The sequence below is a fragment of the Flavobacterium sp. P1_E4 genome (genome assembly GCF_056405915.1).
Window position 1 is genome coordinate 66,926 of the sequence record NZ_JBFUBE010000011.1, and the last position, 26,063, is coordinate 92,988.

General features: G+C 34.3%; 21 protein-coding genes and 1 riboswitch. Of the genes, 20 read left to right on the top strand and 1 reads right to left on the bottom strand.

The window, feature by feature from the left end:
* Positions 1–10 precede the first annotated feature (10 nt).
* Positions 11–2,713: a carboxypeptidase-like regulatory domain-containing protein gene (locus AC1DY0_RS11785; protein ID WP_477188796.1), complete on the top strand. Its 2,703-nt coding sequence runs from the start codon at positions 11–13 to the stop codon at positions 2,711–2,713.
* A gap of 215 nt (positions 2,714–2,928) precedes the next feature.
* Positions 2,929–4,404 carry a M28 family metallopeptidase gene (locus AC1DY0_RS11790; protein WP_477188797.1) on the top strand — a complete coding sequence of 492 codons (1,476 nt, stop codon included), beginning with the start codon at positions 2,929–2,931 and terminating at the stop codon, positions 4,402–4,404.
* 66 nt (positions 4,405–4,470) lie between these two features.
* Here AC1DY0_RS11790 and metK read toward each other — a convergent pair whose 3' ends face one another.
* Positions 4,471–5,721, bottom strand: coding sequence for a methionine adenosyltransferase (metK, locus tag AC1DY0_RS11795; RefSeq protein ID WP_477188798.1), 1,251 nt, complete (start codon positions 5,719–5,721; stop codon positions 4,471–4,473).
* Positions 5,722–6,414: 693 nt separating this feature from the next.
* On the opposite strand from metK, the gene AC1DY0_RS11800 reads away from it, so the two are divergent.
* The 18 genes from AC1DY0_RS11800 to AC1DY0_RS11885 all read left to right on the top strand — a co-directional run bounded on the left by AC1DY0_RS11800 (position 6,415) and on the right by AC1DY0_RS11885 (position 26,004).
* The gene (locus tag AC1DY0_RS11800) at positions 6,415–7,707 is read left to right on the top strand and encodes an O-acetylhomoserine aminocarboxypropyltransferase/cysteine synthase family protein (protein ID WP_477188799.1); all 1,293 of its coding nucleotides are present in this window, start codon (positions 6,415–6,417) and stop codon (positions 7,705–7,707) included.
* A 92-nt stretch (positions 7,708–7,799) separates the two neighbouring features.
* Entirely contained in the window at positions 7,800–8,801 is a 1,002-nt protein-coding gene (locus AC1DY0_RS11805; RefSeq protein ID WP_477188800.1) for an alpha/beta fold hydrolase, read from the top strand.
* Positions 8,788–9,894, top strand: a complete 1,107-nt coding sequence (locus AC1DY0_RS11810) for a homoserine dehydrogenase family protein (protein WP_477188801.1) — start codon at positions 8,788–8,790, stop codon at positions 9,892–9,894. Before AC1DY0_RS11805 ends, AC1DY0_RS11810 begins: the two co-directional genes overlap by 14 nt.
* Positions 9,895–9,912: 18 nt before the next feature.
* Entirely contained in the window at positions 9,913–11,121 is a 1,209-nt protein-coding gene (locus AC1DY0_RS11815; protein WP_477188802.1) for a sterol desaturase family protein, read from the top strand.
* Between the two features lie 652 nt (positions 11,122–11,773).
* A complete protein-coding gene (locus AC1DY0_RS11820; protein WP_477188803.1) occupies positions 11,774–12,007 on the top strand; it encodes a PLP-dependent transferase in 234 nt (77 codons plus the stop codon).
* Positions 12,008–12,107: 100 nt separating this feature from the next.
* The gene (locus AC1DY0_RS11825) at positions 12,108–12,317 is read left to right on the top strand and encodes a hypothetical protein (protein ID WP_477188804.1); all 210 of its coding nucleotides are present in this window, start codon (positions 12,108–12,110) and stop codon (positions 12,315–12,317) included.
* Positions 12,318–12,552: 235 nt separating this feature from the next.
* A riboswitch (SAM riboswitch) is annotated at positions 12,553–12,660 on the top strand.
* Positions 12,661–12,737: 77 nt separating this feature from the next.
* Positions 12,738–13,700 (top strand): alpha/beta fold hydrolase, encoded by a 963-nt coding sequence (locus AC1DY0_RS11830; protein ID WP_477188805.1) that lies wholly within the window; start codon positions 12,738–12,740, stop codon positions 13,698–13,700.
* A 19-nt stretch (positions 13,701–13,719) separates the two neighbouring features.
* Positions 13,720–16,134 (top strand): bifunctional aspartate kinase/homoserine dehydrogenase I, encoded by a 2,415-nt coding sequence (thrA, locus tag AC1DY0_RS11835; protein WP_477188806.1) that lies wholly within the window; start codon positions 13,720–13,722, stop codon positions 16,132–16,134.
* A 33-nt stretch (positions 16,135–16,167) separates the two neighbouring features.
* Entirely contained in the window at positions 16,168–16,602 is a 435-nt protein-coding gene (locus AC1DY0_RS11840; protein WP_477188807.1) for an OsmC family protein, read from the top strand.
* 150 nt (positions 16,603–16,752) lie between these two features.
* Positions 16,753–17,925: a trans-sulfuration enzyme family protein gene (locus AC1DY0_RS11845; RefSeq protein ID WP_477188808.1), complete on the top strand. Its 1,173-nt coding sequence runs from the start codon at positions 16,753–16,755 to the stop codon at positions 17,923–17,925.
* 318 nt (positions 17,926–18,243) lie between these two features.
* A complete protein-coding gene (locus AC1DY0_RS11850) occupies positions 18,244–18,780 on the top strand; it encodes an alpha/beta hydrolase (RefSeq protein WP_477188809.1) in 537 nt (178 codons plus the stop codon).
* 64 nt (positions 18,781–18,844) lie between these two features.
* Positions 18,845–19,255: an RrF2 family transcriptional regulator gene (locus AC1DY0_RS11855; RefSeq protein WP_077373556.1), complete on the top strand. Its 411-nt coding sequence runs from the start codon at positions 18,845–18,847 to the stop codon at positions 19,253–19,255.
* Positions 19,256–19,366: 111 nt separating this feature from the next.
* A complete protein-coding gene (locus AC1DY0_RS11860; RefSeq protein ID WP_116797010.1) occupies positions 19,367–20,068 on the top strand; it encodes a phosphoadenylyl-sulfate reductase in 702 nt (233 codons plus the stop codon).
* 64 nt (positions 20,069–20,132) lie between these two features.
* Complete coding sequence (gene cysD / locus AC1DY0_RS11865) at positions 20,133–21,032, top strand: sulfate adenylyltransferase subunit CysD (protein ID WP_477188810.1); 900 nt, start codon at positions 20,133–20,135, stop codon at positions 21,030–21,032.
* A gap of 154 nt (positions 21,033–21,186) precedes the next feature.
* Complete coding sequence (locus AC1DY0_RS11870; RefSeq protein WP_477188811.1) at positions 21,187–22,431, top strand: sulfate adenylyltransferase subunit 1; 1,245 nt, start codon at positions 21,187–21,189, stop codon at positions 22,429–22,431.
* A gap of 138 nt (positions 22,432–22,569) precedes the next feature.
* Positions 22,570–24,660: a nitrite reductase gene (locus tag AC1DY0_RS11875; RefSeq protein ID WP_477188812.1), complete on the top strand. Its 2,091-nt coding sequence runs from the start codon at positions 22,570–22,572 to the stop codon at positions 24,658–24,660.
* A complete protein-coding gene (gene cobA, locus AC1DY0_RS11880; RefSeq protein WP_477188813.1) occupies positions 24,653–25,429 on the top strand; it encodes a uroporphyrinogen-III C-methyltransferase in 777 nt (258 codons plus the stop codon). Before AC1DY0_RS11875 ends, cobA begins: the two co-directional genes overlap by 8 nt.
* Complete coding sequence (locus tag AC1DY0_RS11885; RefSeq protein WP_477188814.1) at positions 25,429–26,004, top strand: precorrin-2 dehydrogenase/sirohydrochlorin ferrochelatase family protein; 576 nt, start codon at positions 25,429–25,431, stop codon at positions 26,002–26,004. Before cobA ends, AC1DY0_RS11885 begins: the two co-directional genes overlap by 1 nt.
* Positions 26,005–26,063 lie beyond the last annotated feature (59 nt).

The following is a 26,063-nucleotide window of genomic DNA, read 5'->3' on the forward strand; positions in this document are numbered from 1 at the left end:
AGAATTCTAAATGAAAAAAATATTATACCTCTTTTTCTTGCTCTTAACGACTGTTTCCTTTTCTCAAAATATTCGATTTGAAGGAGTAATTCTTGACAGTAATAAAACTCCTCTTGAAATGGCCAATGTTATGGCTGTGAATAGTGATACCAAAGCAATGGATTCCTATGCCATTACCAATGACAAAGGAAAGTTTATTTTGAACCTAAAACCCAATGCCAAGTACTCCATAAAGATAAGTTATCTTGGAATGAAGAATAAGGAAATGGCAATGGCTACTTCCAATGAAAATATGACACAAAGCATTGTGATGGATTCTGGGGAGATTGAGCTTGACGGAGTTGAAATTGTTCGAGAAATGCCGGTTTCTATCAAAGGGGATACAATTGTCTATAATGCCGATTCTTTTAAATCGGGAACAGAGCGAAAACTAGAAGATGTTTTGAAAAAGTTGCCAGGAGTCGAAGTAAACGCAGATGGCGAAATCGAGGTTGAAGGAAAAAAAGTAACCAAATTAATGGTGGAAGGAAAAGATTTCTTTGACGGTGATACCAAATTAGGAGTTAAAAATATTCCAGCAGATGCCATTGATAAGGTTCAGGTGCTTCGAAATTTCAATGAAAATTCAATTCTTAAAGGAGTTGAAAACAATCAAGACAATGTCGCTATGAATATCAAACTAAAATCAGGAAAAAAGAATTTCTGGTTTGGAGACATGACCGCAGGAATAGGAGTTGCACAAACAGATAGCCGTTATGTGATTAACCCAAAAGTGTTTTATTACAGCCCGAAATACAGCATTAACCTAATTTCTAATTTTAATAATATTGGCGAATTGCCATTGACAATCCAAGATTATATTAAAATGACTGGGGGATTTCGAGGTATGATGGCCAAAGGAGGTTCAAGTTTTAATATTTCTTCAAATGACTTGGGTATTTCACTTTTGAGGAACAACCGAGCCAAAGAAATAGAAACTCAATTTGGAGCTGCAAACTTCTCTTACAATGTAAATAAAGCATGGAGTTTAAGCGGGTTTGGTATAATATCTTCATCGATTACCGATTTGGAAACGCTGTCGCAGACTAATATTTTAGAACCCAATTCTTCTGAAATTCAATCGACGGAGAATAGGAAAGAATTGGCAAATCAAAAAAGTAATTTGGGGATGTTCAAGCTGAGTTCCAGTTACAAGCCATCAACAGACTTTCAATTTGATTATGATATTTTGACGAAACTGTCCAAACAAGATGAGGAATCTCCTTTGGTGAGGGAATCTATTGTCAATAATGTTTCGACTACTGAAATTATTAATACGTCAAAGAAGCAATCGCCAATTTCAGTAAATCAAAACTTAAGTTTGTTTTATACTCTAAATGAGAAAAATATTTTTGCTTTCGAAATGCAGCATTTGTATCAAGAGGAAGATCCTTTTTATAATGCAAACTTAAAATCTCAACCCTTTAGTTTAGCTGGTTATATTCCAGGACAAAACCGAAATGACATTACTCAAAACCGTTTTGTGACGACCAGTAAGCTTGATGCAAAAGTGGATTATTTTTATATGCTAACACCAAAAAGCAATATCAATATCACATTGGGGAATACTTATTCTTATCAAAATTTTAATTCCGGTATTTATCAGATTTTGGATAATCAAGAGGTTAATAACTTAGACAATCCAGTCAATGTAAATGATGTCAATTATAATTTTGACGATGCCTTTTTGGGATTGCATTATAAGATTTTGACAGGGAAGTTTACGTTCACGCCGGGGGTGAGCATACATAGTTATAATATGACTAATAAACAATTGGGGACTAATTTTACTCAAAATTTCTCTAGATTTTTACCGGACTTTTTGGCAATTTATCAAATAAAGAAATCGGAGACATTGACCTATAATTACTCTTACACCAATAGTTTTACAGATATTAACCAATTGGCTGAAGGTTTTGTGTTAAGCAATTATAACAGTCTAAGAAAAGGAAGCAGGGCACTTGAAAATGCAACAGCCATACAACATTCGTTGCGTTATTTTAAATACAATATGTTTAATTTGGAAAACATAACTGCCTTTTTAACCTATTCCAAACAAATTGATGCGGTAAAAACCAAAGCTTTCTATGATGGTGTAAACCAATCTTCAATGCCTTATAATTCGGATTTTGCCGATGAAACAATATCAGGAAGCGGATCTTACGGGCGTTCTTTCCTGAAAAATTATAAAGCATCTTTGGCTGCTAATATCAATTGGTCACTTTTTAATAATATACAAAACAATATATTGTCCTCCAAAGAGAGTTTTACCCAAAGTTATACCATAAAAGGAGCTACAAATTATAAAGATCTTCCAAACCTAGAAATTGGTTACAATTCTGTAATCAATAACTATGATAACAGTATTTTTTACACAGATAAACCATTTGCCAAATTGGATTACTATTTCTTGGATTGCTTTTCACTTGTGACAGAGTATGAGTTTTATCACTATTACAATAATGAAAAAACGGTTGACAATAAGTATGATTTTCTGAATGCCAGTTTGATTTATCAAAAGAAAGGCAGTAAGTTGGAATATAAAATTAGCGGTACGAATATCTTGAACACAAAATCCATAAATGAGGATAGTTTTTCTCAATTTTCAACAAAGACTTCACAATATAAAGTTCAGCCAAGGTATTTGATTTTGTCTTTTAAGTATAATATATAAGGAGCTAATCCAGTTATCCTTTTCAATCTTTATTCAAGAAAGGATTTTCATTTTTATCGGGGCTAACAGGAAATCACAACAAATTATTGTTTTCGAAATAGATGTTAAATTCAAAAAAGAATAGTTTTGTTTTGTTAAATTTGAGGAATCTGATTTCAAATTTTTAGAATCGGGATGATACTTAAATACAATTTAAAATGAATAAATATCTGCACATGAAAAACAAAAGAGCTCTTGTTTGTTCTCTATTTATGGTTGCCGGAAGTGTCTGTTTTTCACAGGCAATTAAAAGACCTTTAGTTGAAGCAATTACAGTAAAAGACCTTAAAGTCGATATGTATCAGATGGCGGGAGACCATTTTAACGGTAGAGAAGCTGGAACATTAGATGAATTAAAAGTATCGATGTGGCTGGCCAAAAAAGCTGAAGCGGCAGGAATGGTTCCCGCGGGAGACGATGGTACTTTTTTTCAGTTTTTCGATTTGTACAGGCATCAAGTGACTCCAAGCACTAGTTTTAAAATTGGTCAAAAATCTTATGTTTTATGGAAAGAAGTTTTGGTTGCCGAAACAACAAACATAAAAGCGGAGGCTCCTTTAATTTATCTTGGTAAAGCTACAAAAGAACAAATAGAAGCTACAGATATTAAAGGTAAAGCGGTTGTTATATTAGCTTCTCAAGAAGGAATTGCTAATGATATTTCTCTTTTTGACAGGCGATACCCAGGATTGGTAAGAACCAAATATTACGATTTAATAGTTAAGAGCGGAGCGGCAGCTCTTATTTTTGTTGCCGATTCTGATGCAGAAAAAAGCTGGTCACAAGTCGAACCTCAAATGACACGTGGTGTATATGGTATTGAAGGTCTTCGTGATAAAATTGGGGCTACAATGCCTGTTTTTTGGGTCCATAATGATCAGTTGGAATTTTTGAAAAACACTAAGGAAACGCTTTCTGCACAAGTTTTCTCAGAGACCTACAAATATCCTTCTGTTAATGTTGTTGGAAAAATTGAAGGTACAGATCCTAAGCTAAAGAATGAATTTGTATTGTTTAGCGGACATCAAGATCATGATGGAGTTCGACAAAAATATGGTCAGGATTCAATATATAATGGAGCAGATGATAATGCAAGTACTTGTGTTGCGATGTTAGCTATTGCCAAAGCTTTCAAAAAACAGCCTGGCAAAAGAAGTGCTTTGTTTGTGTTTCATGGTTCAGAAGAACGCGGTTTGTTAGGCTCAAGATGGTATTCGGCACACACTACAGTGCCAGAAGCAGCAATTGTGGCCGTGTTAAATGGAGATATGATAGGTAGAAATAATATCAATCAAGCCGCCTTGTTAGGTTCGTCTTCTCCTCACGAAAATTCTTCAGATTTAGTTAATATCGCTAAGAAAGCCAATGATGAAGGAACTAAATTTGATTTGGATAAATTATGGGATAAACCGGAACATCCAGAATATTTCTTTTTTCGTTCAGACCATCTTCCTTATGCCAGACGAGGGATTCCTTCAGTTTTTTTTACAAGTGTTTTGCACAGCCAGTATCATACTCCTATGGATGAATCAGAGAATATTGATTTTTTTAAGTTGCATAAAATGACTGAGTGGATCTACAGAACAGGTTGGATTTTGGCTAATGACCCAACGCGTCCAAAGATTTTACCTAACGTAAAATTTGAAAGATAAATAAATTCATTATACAAAAAAACCATTCGATTCCGAATGGTTTTTTTGTATAATGAATTTAGATTTTTACAATCCAAAAGCAGATTTCACTTGATCAACAAAATCTAATTTCTCCCAAGTAAACAAGTCAACAGTAACTGTTTTAGTTAATCCACCAGGAGCAGAGAACGTTTTTGTAACGGTTTCTGGAGTACGTCCCATATGTCCGTAAGCAGCAGTTTCACTATAAATTGGATTTCTTAATTTCAAACGTTGCTCGATGAAGTAAGGACGCATATCAAAAATAGCTTCTACTTTTTTAGCAATTTCACCATTAGTTAAATTCACTTTTGAAGTTCCGTAAGTATCAATAAAAATACCCATTGGTTTTGCTACTCCAATTGCATACGAAACTTGTACCAAAATCTCATCAGCAACACCAGCAGCAACAAGGTTTTTTGCAATATGACGGGTAGCATAAGCAGCACTTCTGTCTACTTTACTTGGATCTTTTCCAGAGAAAGCACCACCACCGTGAGCTCCTTTTCCACCGTAAGTATCTACAATGATTTTTCTTCCTGTCAATCCAGTATCTCCGTGTGGTCCTCCAATTACGAATTTACCGGTTGGATTAATATGGTATTGAATTTTATCATTGAATAAATGAGCGTGAGTTGGATTTTTTGCAATGATTCTTGGAATCAATATTTCGATGATGTCTTTTTTGATTTTAGCAAGCATAGCCTCTTCTTCGTCAAAGTCATCATGTTGTGTAGAAATTACGATAGCATCAATGCGTGTTGGCTTGTTGTCATCACTATATTCTAAGGTAACTTGAGATTTTGCATCAGGACGTAAATACTTAATTTCGTTGTTTTCACGTCTCAAGATAGCTAATTCCTGCAATAATTTATGAGATAAATCAAGTGCCAATGGCATATAATTTTCAGTTTCATTTGTAGCATAACCAAACATCATTCCTTGGTCTCCAGCTCCTTGCTCTTCTTTACTTGCTCTGTCAACACCTTGATTAATGTCTGCAGATTGTTCGTGAATTGCCGAAAGAATACCACAAGAATTGGCTTCAAACATATATTCGCTTTTTGTATAACCAATTTTACGAATCACTTCGCGAGCAATTTGTTGTACATCAAGGTAAGTATTTGACTTTACTTCACCAGCCAAAATTACTTGACCAGTTGTAACCAACGTTTCACAAGCTACTTTTGAGTCAGCATCAAATGCCAAAAAGTTATCAATTAATGCATCTGAAATTTGATCTGCAACTTTGTCTGGGTGTCCCTCACTTACAGATTCTGACGTAAATAAATAAGCCATAATAATTATAAATTTTAAAATTAATCGAGGAAAAACAATTGCTAGAAAGGCTAAAGGAGAGTTTCTGCTTTAGCATTTTTTCTACTGAAAATTTTTCAGCATCCATAATGAATCCGTTTCATTATGAAGAGGTTGCAATCAGTTCAAATTTTTCCTCTTGTATTCGGGTGCAAATGTATGAAACCATTTTGAATTGCAAATTATTCTTTTGTTTTTTTTAATTAATTAAGAGTAATTTAACAAACTATACTAATTCTATAGAGTTTATGAAAATAAATTGATTTTTGCTTGGTGGTTTAAAAAATAGTTTGCACATTTGCTCCATCAAATAGGAATAAACTGAAGTTAATGACGTGTAATGGATGTAGTATGATGAAGAAAGCTCCTGAAGTGTTATTGTAATGATTTAAAAAAATACAAGAAAAAAGTCCTCTGTTAACAAATAGGATTTTGGTTCTAAACAAATAAGTAAAGAGATGAAAACGATAGGGAATAAAATGATGATGTGTTGTATGATGTGTATGTGCATCCCAATTCCCTATTGCCAAAAGTGAAGGACTTAATCCTTGTTATAGTCAAAACTATAAACCCTTTTGGTAAATCATCCAAAGGGGTTTTTTTATTCCCAGAATTTATTCAAAATATAAAGCAAAATCATTAAAACTAATATATAACATTTAAAAACTTAAAATCATGAGCACACAAAAATTTGCAACAAACGCATTACATGCAGGACACGACGTAACTAAAAATGGAGGAACGAGAGCTGTTCCAATTTATCAAACGACTTCTTATGTATTTAATAATTCAGACCATGCGGCCAATTTATTTGGTCTAGCCGAGGCCGGTTATATTTACACCAGATTAAATAATCCAACCAATGATATTTTGGAACAACGATTGGCAACTCTGGAAGGAGGAATTGGAGCAGTTGTTACCGCTTCTGGAGCATCGGCAATTTCGACAGCATTATTGGTATTGCTAAAAGCAGGGGATCACATAGTAGCTTCGAACAGTTTATATGGAGGAACCTATAATTTATTAAAAGTGACATTGCCTAGGTTAGGTATCACAACCACATTTGTAGATCCAACAAATCCTGAAAATTTCACCAAAGCCTCCAAGGAAAATACCAGAGCTTTCTTTGTAGAAAGTTTGGGGAATCCAAAATTAGACGTATTGAATTTAAAAGCAATTTCGGATGAAGCCAAAGCTTTTAAAGTTCCTTTTATAGTTGACAATACTGTTGCTTCTCCTTATTTATTGAATCCAATTGAGTATGGTGCAGATATCGTAATTCATTCTTTGACCAAATACATTTCTGGAAACGGAACTTCATTAGGTGGAGTAATCATTGATGCAGGAAAATTTGATTGGAGCAACGGGAAATTTCCTGAATTCACAGAACCTTCTGTTGGTTATCACGGCTTGGTGTACCACGAAGCATTGGGAAATGCAGCTTTTATAGCAAAAGCACGTATTGAAGGATTGCGCGATTTTGGAGCAGCTTTGAGTCCGTTTAATGCTTTTCAAATCATACAGGGTTTAGAAACTTTAGAAATTCGTATCAGAAGGCATAGTGAGAATGCTTTGGCATTAGCCCAATGGCTAGAAATTCAAGATGAAGTTGCCTGGGTCAACTATCCAGGATTGAAATCGAGTAAGTATTATGTTTTGGTGCAAAAATATTTGCCAAAAGGACAAAGTGGAGTGGTAACTTTTGGACTAAAAGCTGGTTTTGAGGCTGCCAAAAAAGTGGCGGATAACACCAAGTTGTTTTCAATATTGGCCAACATTGGAGATACCAAATCGCTAATTATTCATCCTGCCAGCACCACACATCAGCAGTTGTCCGATGAGGAACAAATTGCTACCGGAGTAACAAAAGATTTAATTCGACTTTCTGTTGGATTAGAAGATATAGATGATTTAAAAGCAGATTTGAAAGCTGTTTTTGAAACCATAAAAACCCCTCAATTGGTATAAAAAAGTGTTAGTTTTTGTTAGGTAAAACTGTCTTAGTTATTGATTATAGTCTAAGGCAGTTTTTAAAAAAATAACTTAAAAAAGTATTCAAAATGGAAAATTTAGAAAAAATAGATCTCTTTAATTTTGATTTAGAAATAGGAAAACAGAAGGCTTACCTTCCGTTGTTTTATCAAGTTTTTGGTAAACCATTAGGAAGTGCGCCAGTTGTTGTGGTGAATCATTCTTTGACGGGAAATTCTACTGTTACTGGTGAAAAAGGATGGTGGAGTGGAATCGTTGGTCAAAAAAAGGCTGTTGATACTGATTATTTTACAGTTATCGCCTTTAATATTCCAGGAAATGGATTTGACGATAACGTGGATAATTTGATTGACAATTACCGGGATTATAGTACTCGTGACATTGCACGGATCTTTTGGGAAGGATTGTTTTTCTTAAAAGTTCAAAATGTTTATGCAGTAATTGGAGGAAGTTTAGGAGGTGCAATAGCTTGGGAAATGGCCGCTTTACAACCCGATAAAATAGACAATTTGATTCCGATAGCGACTGATTGGAAAGCTACCGATTGGGTTATTGCCAATGTTCTGATTCAAGACCAAATTCTAAATCATTCAGATGATCCGATTGTTGATGCCCGGTTACATGCCACATTATTGTATAGAACACCGGAATATGTGAATCAAAGATTTAAGAGAAGTAAACTGGACGAATTATCGGTTTTGCAGATTGAAAATTGGTTATTGGATCATGGTTTTAAATTAAAAAACAGGTATCGATTGGCTGCTTATAAACTGATGAATCATTTACTCAAAACAATTGATATTACCAGAAACAGACCCGATTTCCTAACAGTGGCTAATGCTATTGAGGCCAATATTCATCTTATTACTGTTGATACGGATTATTTGTTTATTGCCGAAGAAACACGCAAAACCTACAGGGAATTGACCAACAAGAAACAAAATGTTTTTTATCACCAAATTCAATCCATTCACGGACACGATGCTTATCTAATAGAGTTCAATCAATTATCAGATATTTTGAGACCTATTTTTAACCTTCATAAAGAACAAAGATATGTCAGCGCTTAGAATAAATGTTATCCTTTTTGGAATTGGAAATATAGGAAGTGCGTTAATTAATCAAGTTCTGGAGAGTCAGCAATTCTTTCTGGAAAAAAGAAATATTGATTTGCGCTTTCCTATAATAACCAACTCTAGTTTGGCTTTTTTTGAAAAAGAAGGAGTCAAAAATGTTTGGGAGGCTAATTTTAACCAATTGGCAATTCCTTTCACAATAGATGATATTATTGAGTTTGTCAAAAATCAAGGGTTTGAGAATGTAATAGTTGTAGATGCAACCGCAAGTTCGGAGTTGGTGAAGCATTATATTCCTTTAATTCAAAATGGATTTGACATTGTTGCAGTCAATCAAAATGCGAATGTATTGCATATTGATTTTTATAAAGAAATAAGAAGAAACCTAAAAAAGTTCGACAGGACTTTTCTGTATGAGACTAATATTGAAGCAGGAATTCCAGTCTTGAAGTTAATTAGTGATTTGTATTATTCGGGAGAAAAAATTACTAAAATCAGAGGTGTTTTTTCAGATTCATTAAGTTATATTTTTAATAGGTTTTCATCCGAGGATGTTCCTTTTTCGAAAATTCTAAATGATGCTGAAAAAAGAGGCTTGCTAAAAACAGATTTAAGAGATGAGCTTTCGGGTATTGAAGTTGCAAAGAAATTGCTTGTTTTGGCTAGAGAATTAGGGAATGATTCAGAGTTTTTGGATATAAAAATCAGTTCGCTGTTGTATAATGATTTAGAAGGGCCAAATCTCAAATCTAAATTTTATTTCGATGCAGATATACTTGACAAATATCTTGAAATAGCCAAAATCACTCAGGTAAAAAATGAAGTGTTGCGGTATGTGGGTGAAATCTCTATTGCTGATGAGAAATTGGAAGTAAAGTTGATTTCAGAACCAATTACTTCGGCGATTGGGCAATTGAAAGGATCAGAGACTGTTTTTGAAATCTATACTAAATCTCAAGGTAATGTTCCAATCATCGTGCATGGTAATAGTTCGGGAAAGAAGACAGCAACTGTAGCCAGGGGAATTTTAACCGATATCTTAAAAGTGGCAGAAAAAATTAAAATAAAAGAAACAATTTGGCTTTAGGTCATATAAAAAAAACAAATGAAATTAAATTATATTGCTTTTGCAGTTCCTTTTTTTGCATCATTTATGCTTTTGGAATATTATATCAGTAAAAGAAAAGATAAAAAAGTACATCATTTTAATGAAAGTGTTGCGAATCTGAATGTTGGGATAGCAGAACGGATCACTGATCTTCTGACCACGGGAACATTTTTCTTCATTTTTTCTTGGCTCAATGCAAATTTTTCTCTTTTCTCGATAGAATCTTCTGTCACAACTTGGGTTCTTTTGTTTTTGGCTACCGATTTGCTTTGGTATTGGTATCATAGGTTAGGGCATACGGTCAATCTTTTTTGGGCAACACACATTGTTCACCATCAAAGTGATGATTTTAATTATACAGCTGCAGCTAGGATAACGGTTTTTCAGGCCATAGCCAGAGGTTTGTTTTGGTGTGTTTTGCCAATTATTGGTTTCAAAGCAGAAATGATTACTATATTGTTGTTGATACATGGAACCTATCCTTTTTTTACGCATACACAATTAGTGGGAAAATTGGGTTGGCTGGAATATATTATAGTTACGCCATCTCATCATAGAGTTCATCATAGCAGTAATCCTGAATATTTGGATAAAAATTATGGAGACATGCTTATTATATGGGATAAAATTTTTGGAACTTATGTGGAAGAAACTGTAGAACCTCAATATGGTTTAACCAAGTCGTTGGGTAGTTACAGTTTTTTGTGGCAGCATTTTCATTATGTTTTGGAGTTAATGGTAGCATTTAGAATGGCCAAAACGTTCAGACAAAAAGCAAAAGTAATTTTTGGAGGGCCAAATGACATTGATGGTAGGATACGATTACTTCTGGAAAGGAAGTTTTCTAAAAAAGAAGTTGATATTCAGTATTCAAAGAAGTTGATAAATGCGATTATAACAAAAACAATCATAACATTGGTAGTTTTGTTTTTTACTATACTTTTCTCTAAATACATATCAGCTTATGTTATTTTCTTATTCACGGGATTTATTATTTTGAGTGTAATTGTCACAGGGGCAATGTTGGAACAAAAGAAATGGATTTTTCATTTAGAATTTTTGAGAATAGGTATTATTAGTTGTATTGCTCTTTCCTTTTTTTCTAATGAACTTCTGTTATTTGCGGTCGTGTTGTTAGGAATTGTAGGAATGCTATTTTACCAAACAATTCATTCAAAATACCAAGAGTTTCTTTTTTCAACCTAATTTGTGTTTTCAAAAAGCAGTAAAATGAGAAATTTTTGTTAAAAAAATATAGGAATACTATAGCTTGCATATCTTGTTTTTAAATAATAATCTGATGTTTAATGTGTTATAATTTTAATTATTTGTTTCTTAATTATTAAATTTACGTTTCGCGTTTGGATTATTGGAAAAAAGTTTAGATATTTGTTGAACAGAAATAAAAAGAGGAAAAATGAAATTTAATTTATGCAATATGTCTAAAAAAGCCATTCAGGTGAAAACCTGCAAGGGGAGGTGTATATAGCTTTATTTTAAATTAAATAATATATAGCAAAAAACCTCTCAATAATTTGGGAGGTTTTTTTTTGCCATTTAAAGGTTAAAAAAATAATAAGATTAAGTAAAACAATAATTAAGCATGCCCCAACTCTACACTATTAACATTACCGTTTGCCAGGCAAAGAAAATTATGATGCGTAAGTACGCCATGGTGTGTGTTTGTATACGTTGATTCCAAAAGTATAAGTTTATGTACAACTTAAAACCCTTTTGGATATGTGTCTAAAAGGGTTTTTTGTTTTTCTGTCCGCAAGGGAGATGAAAGCAAGAATATAAAGAATGAATATAAAAGCTGAATAAGCTTTGTTTAAAATAACCATAAAAAAAAGGAATTATGAGTTCAACCAATTTTACAGCGAAAAGTACAGCCAACATTATAAAGTTATTTTCTATTTCGGCCAATATCGAAAATACCAAGTCCTTGATTATGCACCCAGCCAGTATGCGATGTCAGCAGATGTCAGATGCAGAGCAGGTCGTCAAGGGAATAAACAAAGATTTGATTCGACTCTCGAGAAGAACAGATGATCGGAAGATTTTAAAAGTCTTTACCGAATTGCAAGCATAAAAAGCACAATTGATTTTTTAGAAAACGAAACTCATTGTGCTATAAATAAAACTAAAATATAAGCCATAAAAGCAAGCATTAATTACAAAAATAAAGTATCATGAAAACTATAACATATATCACAAACAGAGTAGAGTTACTAAAAAAAGGAATATTAAAAGCAATAAAAGCAGAACCGTTTAACCCGATGAAAGAGTTAGACCACACAAGATTTCATGTAGATGAGAATTTCGATTTGAAAGCAAGAAAAGGCAAGAGTTCTTTATTGTTTCACATGTATTCTAAAGAAAACGAAACTCTTTTTATTTGAGAGTTAAATGATGAGTATCTCAAGAAATGTGTAGGTAAAAATTATTTGCCATGAAATGCACGGATAAAAACACGAAATCCTTTTTTAGTGAAAAGGTATTCGTGAGAATTAGTGCATTTCATGGCAATTTTTTAATTGATGAACAATCATTGTTTCAAAGATGAATTGAATAATAATTTGGTTGTTTCATAAAATTGTAGTTAATTTGCACCTTTAAGTTCAGAAACGTATTGAAATGTTATAAAGAAAGGCAGAGGGATTAGACCCGATGAAGCCTTAGCAACCCTTCGATTTATCGAAGAAGGTGCTGCATTCTACCACGCCCAACGTGGAAAGATAACACTAAGAATTCAACTAGTTTTTCTAGCTTTCTTCATAATATTTCCAGGTACAAATCAAAAAATCAAAAAAGATTTGAAATTGGAAAATAAACCAACCACAATTACAATACAAAATTTCACTACCGAAAGTGGTGCTTTTTATGCTACGATCAATTTGAGTTATAATCTTTTTGGTCCGGCATTGCATACAGCGCCTATTGTTTTGGTCAATCATGCATTAACTGGGAATTCACAAGTTGTGGGTTTAAAGGGATGGTGGAATGTACTTATTGGCGAAAAAAGAACAATAGATACCAATAAATACACGATACTAGCTTTTAATGTTCCGGGAAATGGCTTTGATGATACCATTATAGAAAACTATTTGGATTTTACAGCCAGAGATGTGGCCAGACTTTTTATAGAAGGACTAAAATCACTTCAAATTAATCAATTGTTTGCCATTATTGGAGGTTCTGTTGGTGGCGGAATTGCTTGGGAAATAGCAGCATTGTCACCACAAATAACAAAACACTTAATTCCGATTGCAACTGATTGGAAATCTACCGATTGGTTGATTGCCAATTGTTTTTTGCAGGAGCAAATTTTAAATAATTCGGCTAAGCCAATAGAAGACGCGCGTATTCACGCAATGTTGTGCTATAGAACACCAGAATCTTTTAAGGCAAAATTTGACCGAACTAGTAATGAGGAACTGGCTATTTTCAATATTGAAAGTTGGTTGAATCATCACGGAAAGAAACTGCAAAAACGTTTTCAACTTTCAGCGTATAAGTTGATGAATCAATTGCTGAAAACAATAGATATTTCCAGAAATAGAGAATCTTTTCTTGCCGTGGCAGCTCAAATAGAAGCTGATATCCATATTATTGGAATCAATTCGGATTTGTTTTTTACGGTAAATGAAAATAAAGAGACATACGAAAAATTAAAAAAGCACAAAGAGAATGTAACGTTTCAAGAGATTGATTCCATTCACGGACACGATGCTTTCTTGATTGAATATAAACAATTAGACAATTTGCTTAAAGGAGTTTTTTAAGCTAGAAAAATATATCAAGATGAAAATATTAAAATTTGGAGGTAAGTCTTTGTCAAATGGAGACGGAATCAATAAGGTGGTGGCGATTATTGCCGGGAAAGTGAATAATGGGGAACAGATTGCAGTTGTGGTTTCGGCGCGTGGAAATGCTACGGACGAATTGGAAGAGATATTGGCTTTGGCGTCTAAAAACGGTAATTATAAACCGCTTTTTGAGGATTTTAAAAGCTACCAACAAGACGTTTATGATGATGTAGATTTGTCTGAAGAGTTCAATAAACTGGAAAAACTTTTTGAAGGAGTTAGCCTGATTGGGGATTATAGCGTCAAAATTAAGGACGAAGTGCTGTCCAAAGGAGAGTTGATTTCGGCTAAATTACTTACTGCTATTTTAGTTAAAAACGGAATAAAAGCAAATTTTTCAGACACGAGAGAATTGATAAAAACGGACTCGAATTACGGAGATGCACAACCGGTTGAGCAGCTTTCGAAGAAAAATGTGGTAGCTTATTTTAAGGAACATAATGGGGAAACGGTGAATGTTGTTACCGGTTTTATTGGTTCCAATAGTAAAAATGAAGCAACGACACTGGGAAGAAACGGCAGTAATTACACGGCTTCGCTGTTGGCAAATTATCTGGATGCTACGGAACTTCAAAATTATACACACGTTGACGGAATTTATACGGCTAACCCTGATTTGGTTTTAGATGCCAAAAAAATAGATCATTTGACTTTTAACGAAGCGAATGAGTTGGCCAATTTTGGAGCAACAATTTTGCACGCGAAGACTATTATTCCTTTGTTGGAAAAAAATATTCCGCTTCGTATTTTAAATACTTTCAATCACGAAAATCAAGGAACGTTAATTACTTCAAATGCAAATAAAGAAGGAATTAAAACGCTTTCGGTTTTGGAAAATGTGGCTTTGGTAAATTTGGAAGGAAGAGGATTGCTAGGAAAAACGGGTGTTGATGCCCGTATTTTCAAAGTGATGGGTGATAACGAAATTAGCGTTAGCATCATTTCGCAAGGTTCATCTGAAAGAGGAATCGGAATTGTGGTTGATGCCGATAAAGCGACTCGCGCGATGATTGAACTCGAACGAGAATTTGAAAGTGACTTTTACTCGAAAGATGTCAATAAAATTACAGTTACGGACAATGTTTCGGTGATTTCGATTATTGGACAGGATTTGAGCACTTTTCATAAACCTTACACGGCTTTAATCAAAAATAAAATTGTCCCTATCCTTTTCAACAATACAGTTACGGGTAAAAACGTGAGTTTGGTGGTGAAAAAATCGGAGTTGAATAAAGCTTTGAATGTAATTCACGGAGAGATTTTTGGGGTTTCCAAGAAAATAAATATTGCCATTTTTGGTCACGGATTAGTAGGAGGAACGTTGATTAACCAAATTTTGGAATCGGCTGGAGCTATCGAAAAACGCAAAGGAATCAAACTGAATGTTTTTGCAATTGCCAATTCTAAAAGCGTGCTTTTAAATAAAGAAGGGGTTTCTCCAAACTGGAGAAATGAAATTCAAACCAACGGAACTTCTTATACTATTGATGATGTTATTGCTTATGCCAATGAGAATCACTTGGAGAATTTGATTGCGATTGACAATTCGGCAAGTACCTCTTTTGTTGAAAATTATATAAAATTAGCAGAGAATAGTTTTGATTTGATTTCGTCCAATAAAGTGGCAAATACGTTGAGTTACTCATTTTACAAACAGTTGAGACAAGTATTGGAAGACAATCAAAAGACGTATCTTTATGAAACGAATGTTGGTGCTGGTTTACCATTGATTGATACTATAAAATTATTACACCTTTCGGGTGAAAATATTACCAAGATAAAAGGAGTATTCTCAGGAACATTGAGTTATTTGTTCAATAATTTCTCTGCAAAAGACGCTCCATTCAGCGAAATATTAAAAGAAGCTATCGATAACGGTTACACCGAACCAGATCCAAGAGAAGACCTTTGTGGAAACGACGTGGGTAGAAAATTATTGATTTTGGCTAGAGAATTGGACTTACAAAATGAATTCGAGGAGATTTCGATTCAGAACTTAATTCCTGAGCATTTACGTGAAGGTGATGTTTCTGATTTCTTAAACAAATTGTCAGAGTTTGATCCGATTTATGCCAAAATTAAAGCAGATCAAGAACCAAATCACGTATTGCGTTACATTGGAGAATTATCGGGTGACTTGCAAAACGACAAAGGAAATCTGGAAGTGAAATTGGTTTCAGTACCAAAAGAAACCGCTTTGGGTGGATTGAAAGGGTCGGATTCATTCTTCGAAATTTACACAGAATCTTATGGAGATCGACCTATCGTGATTCAAGGAGCAGGAGCAGGATCAGCAGTAACAGCAAGAGGTGTATTTGGAGATATTTTGAGATTATCGGATAAAGGATAATAATTTTAGATTTAAGATATAAAAACAACAACAATGAAAGTAACCTTAAACAGAGTAAATGACAACTTCCATTTTGAATTAAAAAATGAAAGAGGTCATATTGTAAATGTAGATAGTCGTCCTGAATTTGGCGGAAGTGATATGGGACCTAGTCCAATGGAATTAGTATTAATGGGAGTTGCAGGTTGTAGCGGAATTGATATGATTTCAATTCTAAAGAAACAACGCCAGGAAATTACCTCTTTCAAAGCTGAGGTTGAAGGCGAACGTGTACAAGTAGATGAGGCAAAACCATTCAAAGATATTCACGTAGTATTTTATTTGGAAGGAACAGTAAACGGAGAGAAAGCGGCCAGAGCAGCACAACTTTCATTCGAAAAATATTGTTCGGTTTCCAAAACATTGGAACCAAATGTAACCATTCATTATAAAGTAGTCGTGAACGGAGAGGAAATAGCCAAAATCTAAATTTAACTTCAAGAAACATATAAAATAAAGACTAAACAAAACTTTTGAATTGTTTAGTCAATGAAATTTAAAACAATATGAATTCGTGCAAATTTACTTCGTCAGTTCGCTGTCGCTCGTGTGTGCAATTCGTGTGAAATATTAGAAAAAATGAACGAACAAGAATTTGGTTTTGAAACCCAAGCCATCCGTAATCAATTAGAAAGAACACAATTTTTGGAGCATTCAGTTCCTCTGTACTTAACGTCTAGTTTTGTATTTGAAGATGCTGAAGATATGCGTGCTTCTTTTGCAGAAGAGAAAGATCGTAATATTTATAGCCGATACAGTAATCCAAATACCAACGAATTTGTAGATAAAATTTGTGCGATGGAAGGTGCTGAGGCTGGTTTTGCATTTGCATCGGGTATGGCGGCTGTTTATTCTACTTTTGCGGCTTTGTTGAAATCAGGAGATCATATCGTTTCTGCCAGCAGTGTTTTTGGGGCAACCCATTCCTTGTTTGTGAATTATTTTCCAAAATGGGGAATAGAAACATCTTATTTTGATCTAAATAAACCGGAAACCATAGAGAGTTTTATAAAACCAAATACAAAGATACTTTTTGCTGAATCGCCAACTAATCCAGCTGTTGATATTATTGATTTGGAACTTTTGGGAGCTATTGCCAAAAAGCATAATTTGATTTTGATTATCGACAACTGTTTTGCAACTCCTTACCTTCAACAACCGATAAAATGGGGAGCTCATTTGGTGGTGCATTCCGCAACTAAATTGATTGACGGACAAGGAAGAGTATTAGGCGGAATCACCGTTGGAAATGCAGATTTGATAAAGGATATTTATTTATTTTCTCGACTTACAGGTCCTTCATTATCTCCTTTTAATGCTTGGGTATTATCAAAAAGTTTAGAAACTTTGGCTATTCGTGTAGATAGACACTGTGATAATGCAATGAAAGTAGCTGAATTTTTAGAAAGTCATCCAAACGTAAATACCGTTAAGTATCCTTTCTTGAAATCACACCCGCAATACGAATTAGCCAAAAAGCAAATGAAATTGGGTGGTAATATTGTTGCCTTTGAAATCAAAGGCGGAATTGAAGCAGGAAGAGCATTTTTGGATAAAATAAGATTATGTTCGTTGTCACCAAATTTGGGAGATACAAGAACAATCGTTACACATCCAGCCTCTACAACCCACAGTAAATTAACTGTTGAAGAACGTTTGGCAGTGAGTATTACAGATGGTTTGGTTCGCGTATCCGTAGGACTAGAAACCGTAGAAGACGTGATTGCCGATTTGAAACAGGCGCTTTCTTAAGAATATATAATTATAAACATAGCCCACGGTTTAAACCGTGGGTTTTGTGTTTTTAGTGGAGATATTATTATAAAACAATTAATTTGGAGCAGAAAGATTTGGCATTTTTGGAAATATCGTCCCGCTTTCCGTTACAATCTTATGTGCCGAACCCCGGCACATAAGGATTTCCACTGCAATCGGGGCTAAATGGAGAGATTTTGCTTTTTTGCCGTCATCGAAAAAAGAAAAAGAACAATAATAGAATTCAGGTTGTAATATAAATGTGTTTTGATTTGTTAAAATTGTAAATTTGGTTTTTAGCCATTTTAAAATCATATGAAACCAAGATTAATCATTTTATCGGATTTATGGGGAAAAGAAAAATCAGATTGGGTTTCTAATTATATCGAATTATTGAAAGATAAATTCGAAATTCAATATTATGATTGTTGTGAATTGGGAGAAATTGACAAAACCAATTATACCGAAGAAAATCTCCACCGCCAGTTTATTAATGGCGGAATAGAAAAAGCGGTTGCCAATCTTTTGAAAACAGAAAAGAATCAAATCGATATTCTAGCCTTTAGTATTGGTGGAACAATTGCTTGGAAAGCTGCTTTGATGGGATTGAATGTTAGAAGTTTGTTTGCCGTTTCATCAACGAGATTGCGATATGAAGATAAAATTCCTAATGGAGCAATAAAAGGCTATTATGGAGAAAATGACAGAAACAAACCAAGCAATGATTGGTTTGAAAAGTATTCAATAGATTTTCAGATTATAAAAAATAAGGAACACAATTTTTATACTGAAAAAGATTTTGCAACTTTAATTTGTGACGAAATTTTAAAAAAGATTCATACAATTTGCTGATAAAAGGATAAAGTTTGTAGTTTCGTAACAAATACAAATCAAAAATCTACAATTTAAAATCATAATGCTTTCAAAGAAAACTAAATACGGAATAAAGGCACTTACTTTTTTGGCTCGCCAAAAAGATAATACACCTGTTCAAATTGCTGAAATTGCTAAAAATGAACATATTTCGATTAAATTTTTGGAAAGTATTTTGCTATTACTCAGAAACTCTGGTTTTCTGGGTGCCAAAAAAGGAAAAGGCGGTGGTTATTACTTGATAAAAGATCCAAAAGATATCAGTATGGCCAAAGTATATCGCATTCTTGAAGGCCCAATTGCTTTGCTTCCGTGCGCAAGTCACAATTTTTATGAAAAATGTGATGATTGTGATGATGAAACTACTTGTGCCGCACGTCGCTTAATGACTCAGGTTAGGGATAATACACTTAAGATCCTTGAAAGTAACTCTCTGGCAGACATTGCATTCTAATTTATTAAAATTTATTTAAAATTAATTTTGAATTTAAAAAAAAGTGTTACTTTTGCAAAGTAATCTACTAAGCCGATAGGGTAATAGATTTAAAATTAAAAGCAAAAGAAAATGAGCGCAGCAGTAGCAAATACTTTATTAGAAAAAACAGCAGGTTTTTCCATTGAGGAAACATTAGCTTTTTTGGCTAATGAGTACAAAGGAAAAGTGATTTTTTCAACTTCTTTTGGGCAAGAAGATCAGGTTATAACTGCATTAATTGCTAAGAATGAGTTACCAATTAATATATTCACACTTGACACCGGAAGATTGTTTCAAGAAACCTATGATGTTTTTCATAGAACAATAAAAAAATACAAAGTAGCTATTCAAACTTATTTTCCAGAGGCCAGCGATGTAGAAAATCTGTTGAATAAAAAAGGACCGAACAGCTTCTATGAATCGGTTGAGAACAGAAAAGAATGTTGTTTTATTCGAAAAGTAGCGCCTTTGACCAAAGCTTTGAAAGGAAATGAAATTTGGATTACAGGTTTACGTGCTGAGCAATCGGAAAACAGAAATGATTTGGCTGCCTTTGAATACGACGCTCATTTCAATATCATAAAATTCAATCCATTATTGAAATGGAGTTTGGAAGACGTTCAAAAATATATTGATGAGAATAATGTGCCACAAAATGCCTTGCACAAAAAAGGATTTGTAAGCATCGGTTGTGCGCCTTGTACGAGAGCGATTGCCGAAGGAGAAGATATCAGAGCAGGAAGATGGTCGTGGGAATCAAGCCATAAAGAATGTGGTTTACATCAAAAATAAAAGTTTAATCGTTTATAAGTTTAATCGTTTAACGGAAAACAGATAAACAAATTACCAAATAATAATGAGTTCAGTTTTAAAAACAAATGCTTTAGAAAGCGAAGCAATTTACATATTCAGAGAAGTGATTTCTCAATTCGATAAACCCGTTTTGCTTTTTTCTGGCGGTAAAGATTCAATTACATTAGTGCGTTTGGCGCAAAAAGCATTTTTTCCGGCAAAAATTCCTTTTCCATTGTTACACGTGGATACAGGACACAATTTTCCTGAAACAATTGAATTTAGAGATAAATTGGTAGCCGAATTAGGATTGGAATTAATCGTTCGTAACGTGCAAGATGCCATTGATGAAGGGAAAGTGGTTGAAGAGTCTGGGAAATATTCTAGCAGAAACAGTTTGCAAACGACTACATTATTGGACGCTATTGAAGAATTCAAATTTGATGCTTGTATCGGTGGAGCACGTCGTGACGAGGAAAAAGCGAGAGCTAAAGAACGTATTTTTTCTGTTCGTGATGATTTTGGTCAGTGGGATGAAAAAAATCAACGTCCTGAATTGTTTGATCTTTTGAACGGAAAAATTGAAAACGGTCAAAACGTTCGTGTTTTCCCAATTTCAAACTGGACTGAATTGGATGTTTGGAGTTATATCGAACAAGAGCAAATCGAAATTCCATCGATTTACTTTTCACACAAACGTAAAGTGTTTATTAGAGACGGTATGATTTGGTCACATTCTCCTTTTGTTTACCAAGAAGAAGATGAAGAAATCGAAGAAAGAATTGTTCGTTTTAGAACTGTTGGAGATATGAGCTGTACCGCTGCGGTAGATTCTTATGCAGCAACAATTGCTGAAGTTGTTGGCGAAATCAGATCTTCGACTATTTCAGAAAGAGGAGCCAGAATCGATGACAAACGTTCTGAGGCTGCAATGGAGAAAAGAAAACAACAAGGATACTTTTAGAAAACAATTATAAATTATGAATTATAAATTATGAATTGTTCCGAAACATTTAAAATTTAAAATTCAACATTTAAAATAAAAAATCAAATTTAGAAGTTTGTAAAGAGGTGTTCAGGAAAACTTTAAACCTTAAACTTTAAACAAAAAAATAAGAATGGAAGTTTTAAAAATAGCAACAGCAGGAAGTGTAGATGACGGAAAGAGTACTTTAATCGGAAGGTTATTATATGATACACAATCTTTAACTACCGATAAATTAGAAGCAATTGAAAAAAGCAGTAAGCAAAAAGGATACGATTATTTAGATTTTTCTTTGGCTACTGATGGTTTGGTTGCAGAGAGAGAACAAGGAATCACTATAGACGTAGCGCATATTTATTTTTCTACAGCGAAAAAAAGTTACATCATTGCCGATACTCCCGGTCACGTAGAATATACTCGTAACATGGTTACTGGAGCTTCGACTTCACAAGTATCTATCATTTTGATTGATGCTCGTAAAGGTGTGATTGAGCAAACCTACCGTCACTTTTTTATCAATAATTTGTTGAGAGTGAAAGACGTGATTGTTGCAGTAAACAAAATGGATTTGGTTGATTATTCGGAAGAAGTATACAACAAAATCAAAGCCGATTTTCAAGCATTAAATGCAAAAAGCGCTTACAAAGAACAAAACGTAAGCTACATTCCATTAAGTGCTTTGACAGGAGACAATGTGGTGGAAACATTAGGAAAAATGCCTTGGTATACTGGACAGACTATTCTGCAGCATTTGGAAGCTTTAGAGCCAAAAGATATTTACGATAATGGACAAGCTCGTTTCCCAGTTCAAACAGTAATTCGTCCAAAAACTGAAGAGTATCACGACTTTAGAGGATATGCTGGAAAATTATACGGAAACAAAATTAAAGTAGGAGATGCCGTTACGGTACTTCCTTCATTAACAGAATCAAAAGTGACTAATATTCACTTTTTTGACCAACAGTTTGATGAAGCTACGGCTGGTTCTTCAATTACTATCGAATTAGAAAATGACATCAATGTTACGAGAGGAGATATGATTGTAAAATCAAGTGAGCTTCCTAAAATTGAAAAAGATATCACAACGACAGTTTGTTGGATGGACAGTAAAAAATTGGTGGCAGGTGCAAAATATTTTGTACAACATAACACAAATAGAGTTTTGGCCAAAATTGACAGTGTGAAAAATGTAATCGCAACTGATTATTCTGGAACAACTCCAGCAAGTCAATTGGCTATTAATGAAATTGGAGAAGTAACAATTAAATTGAGCAAAGCCATTTATTTTGATGCTTACAATGATAACAAATCAAATGGAGCTTTCATCTTAATTGATGCCGCAACCAATACAACAGCAGGAGTTGGATTTATTAAATAGTTGAAAGCTTTCAGCTATGGGCTTTGAGCCTAGAGCTTTTGAATAATTAATTATTTAGAGTAAATCTCAAAAGATACAAGTTTAAAATACAGATAACAGCCCAAAGCTCATAGCCCAAGGCTCAAAGCTAAAAAAGATATGCAAAGTTTTAGAACAGAAATAGAGGACCCAATTGTCCAAAAAGAGATTATCGATTTAGAGAAAAAGATTTTTTCTTTCCGCAGTGGACAAATTGATGATGAGCGTTTTCGTAGTCTTCGTTTAGCACGTGGTATTTACGGTCAACGTCAAGAAGGCGTTCAAATGATACGTATTAAATTACCTTACGGAAAAGTGTCTAGCGAACAACTGAGAAGAATCACCGATGTGTCGGAAAAATATTCTACAGGTCGTTTGCACATCACAACGCGTCAGGATATTCAAATTCACTATGTGAGCTTGGATAGAACGCCAGAACTTTGGGCAGACTTGGCCAAAGATGATATTACTTTGAGAGAAGCTTGTGGAAACACGGTAAGAAATATTACGGCTAGCGAAACTGCCGGAATTGATGTAGATGAGCCTTTTGATGTATCGCCTTATGCACACGCTTTGTTTCAATATCTATTGCGTAACCCAATCTGTCAAGAAATGGGGCGTAAGTTCAAAATATCATTCTCATCTTCTGATAAAGATACCGCTTTGAGTTATTTGCACGATTTAGGATTTATTCCAAAAATTGTAAATGGTGAAAAAGGTTTCAAAATAATGTTAGGTGGAGGTTTAGGTTCACAACCAAGCCACGCTGAATTGCTTTCAGAATTTGTGCCGGTTAATCAAATTATCCCAACTGCTGAAGGTGTAATTAGGGTTTTTGACCGTCACGGAGAAAGAGCAAAACGTTTGAAAGCACGTTTGAAATTCTTAATCAAAGATTTGGGGCGTGATGAATTTATGCGTTTGGTTGACGAAGAGAAAAAAGCTTTGGCTTTCCATACATACGAAATAGACACTACTGATTTTGAAGGAGTAATTACGGAACCTTTATTGGAAGTACCTTCAGTAACGATTGATAATGTTGAAGCTTACGAAGCTTGGAAAAAATCGAACGTGATTGCACAAAAACAAGCTGGATATGTTGCTATTGGAATTAAAATTCTTTTGGGAGATTTCTATATCGACAAAGCAAGATTATTAGCGGATTTGGTTAAAAATTATGGTGCCAATGAATTGCGTTTTTCATTAAGACAAAACATTCTTATCCGTAACATCAAAGAAGAAAATCTACCGTTTTTCTATAAAGAATTAGCCAAATTGGATTTTGTTACTTTAGGATACAATACCGTTGCTGATATCACGGCTTGTCCCGGAACTGATACCTGTAATTTAGGAATTGCGAGCAGTACTGGTATTGCCGAAGAATTGGAAAGAGTTATAGCATCAGAATATCCGCAATTTAATAGCAATGTTGATATTTCCATAAAAATTAGCGGGTGTATGAATGCTTGTGGACAGCACAATATGTCCGAAATAGGTTTCCAAGGAATGTCTATCAATGCAGGAAAACTGGTAGCTCCAGCCCTTCAGGTATTGTTGGGAGGAAAGAATATTGGAAATGGAGTAGGACGTTTTTCGGATAAAGTAATCAAAATACCTAGCAGAAGAGGACCAGATGCTTTGCGATTAATCTTAAATGATTTTGAAGCCAATGGAAACGGACAGCCTTTCGTGGATTATTATGATGCCAAAGGAGAGAAATATTTCTATGAGTTCTTGAAACCATTGGCAGATGTAACGAATTTAACCGAAGCTGATTTCGTAGATTGGGGTAATGCTGATAACTACGTAAAAGCAGTTGGAGTTGGAGAATGTGCCGGTGTTGTAATTGATTTAGTAGCTACATTATTATTTGAAGCCAAAGATAAATTAACGTTTGCTCAAGAAGCTTTTGATGATAAAAAATGGTCTGACGCAATTTATTTGGCTTACGCTGGATTTGTAAATGGAGCCAAAGCATTATTATTGGCTGAAAACGAAAAAACAAACCACCACGCTGGAATTATTGATTTGTTTGATACTGTTTTCATCGAAAGCAAAAAAATAGAATTGGGATCAGATTTCAAAGATTTGGTTTATCAAATCAGAGCTAACGAACCATCAGAAGCGTTTGCACAAAAATATATACAAGATGCTATAGCTTTCTTCGGAAAAATAGAAGCATACAGAACAAAAGATTTAGCTAATGCATAAAACGATACAACCCAAAGTAACTTTAGTAGGCGCAGGACCTGGCGACCCAGACTTGCTTACGCTTAAAGGCGTAAAAGCACTTGCTGAAGCGAATGTGGTTTTGTATGATGCCTTGGCCAATGAGGAAATAATGAAGTATGCTCCTCAAAATGCCATAAAAATATTTGTGGGGAAAAGAATCGGATGTCACGAATATTCGCAAGATCAAATCAACCAATTGATTGTCGATAATGCGCTTACTTACGGGCACGTGGTTCGGTTAAAAGGAGGAGATCCATTTATCTTCGGAAGAGGAAGTGAAGAAATAGATTACGCAGAAAGTTTTGGAATCCCTACATTTGTAGTACCCGGAATTTCATCTGCGATTGCAGTTCCCGCTTATCAGGGAATTTCATTGACCAAAAGAGGAACTTCCGAAAGTTTTTGGGTAATCACAGGAACCACTTCCAACAGAAATTTGTCTAGTGATATCGCTCTTGCAGCAAAATCATCAGCGACTGTTGTGATTTTGATGGGAATGAGTAAACTATCACAAATTGTTAGTTTATTTCAAAAAGAATCCAAAGGAGGAACTCCCGTTGCGATTATTCAAAACGGAACAACACCAAATGAAAAAATAGGCGTTGGAACAATTGATACTATTCAAGAAGTGGTTGCCGAAAATAAATTAAGTTCGCCTGCAATTATTGTAATTGGAGAAGTGGTCAAAGAAAGCAATCAGTTAAAAGGATTCTACGAAGAGTTTGTAGCTGCTGAAATAAAGTTATAATGGAAAGAAACGAATTATATCCTATTTTTTTAAAACTACACAACATCAATGTGCTTATTGTTGGTGGTGGAAATGTGGGTTTAGAAAAGTTGTCGTTTATGTTGAAATCCAGTCCCAACGCCAATGTTGAGGTGGTGGCGACAAAGTTTCTGCCCGAATTGGAAGCATTAGTCGAAAAGCATCCTTCGGTAAAATTGACACAAGCGAAGTTCAAGAAAAAAATGCTCAAGAAACGCAATATGGTCATTGCCTGTACTGATGACTTGAAAGTAAACAAACGAGTATATGATTTGTCTCGAAAAAGATATCTCATTTGCAATATTGCTGATACGCCCGATTTATGTGATTATTATTTGGGTGGAATCGTGACCAAAGGAAACGTGAAAATTGCCATTTCGACCAACGGAAAATCGCCAACAACAGCCAAAAGATTACGCGAGTTTTTTGAAGAAGTAATTCCGGAAGACATCAATAAAATGGTTCAAAACCTGAATGAATATCGAAAGACTTTGAAAGGCAATTTCGAAGAAAAAGTTCAAAAGATGAACGAAATTACAGAAGGACTGAAAAAATAATGAATATAGAAATAACGGATAAAATTCTCTGATAATTATCATATTCAGAAATTGAAAGC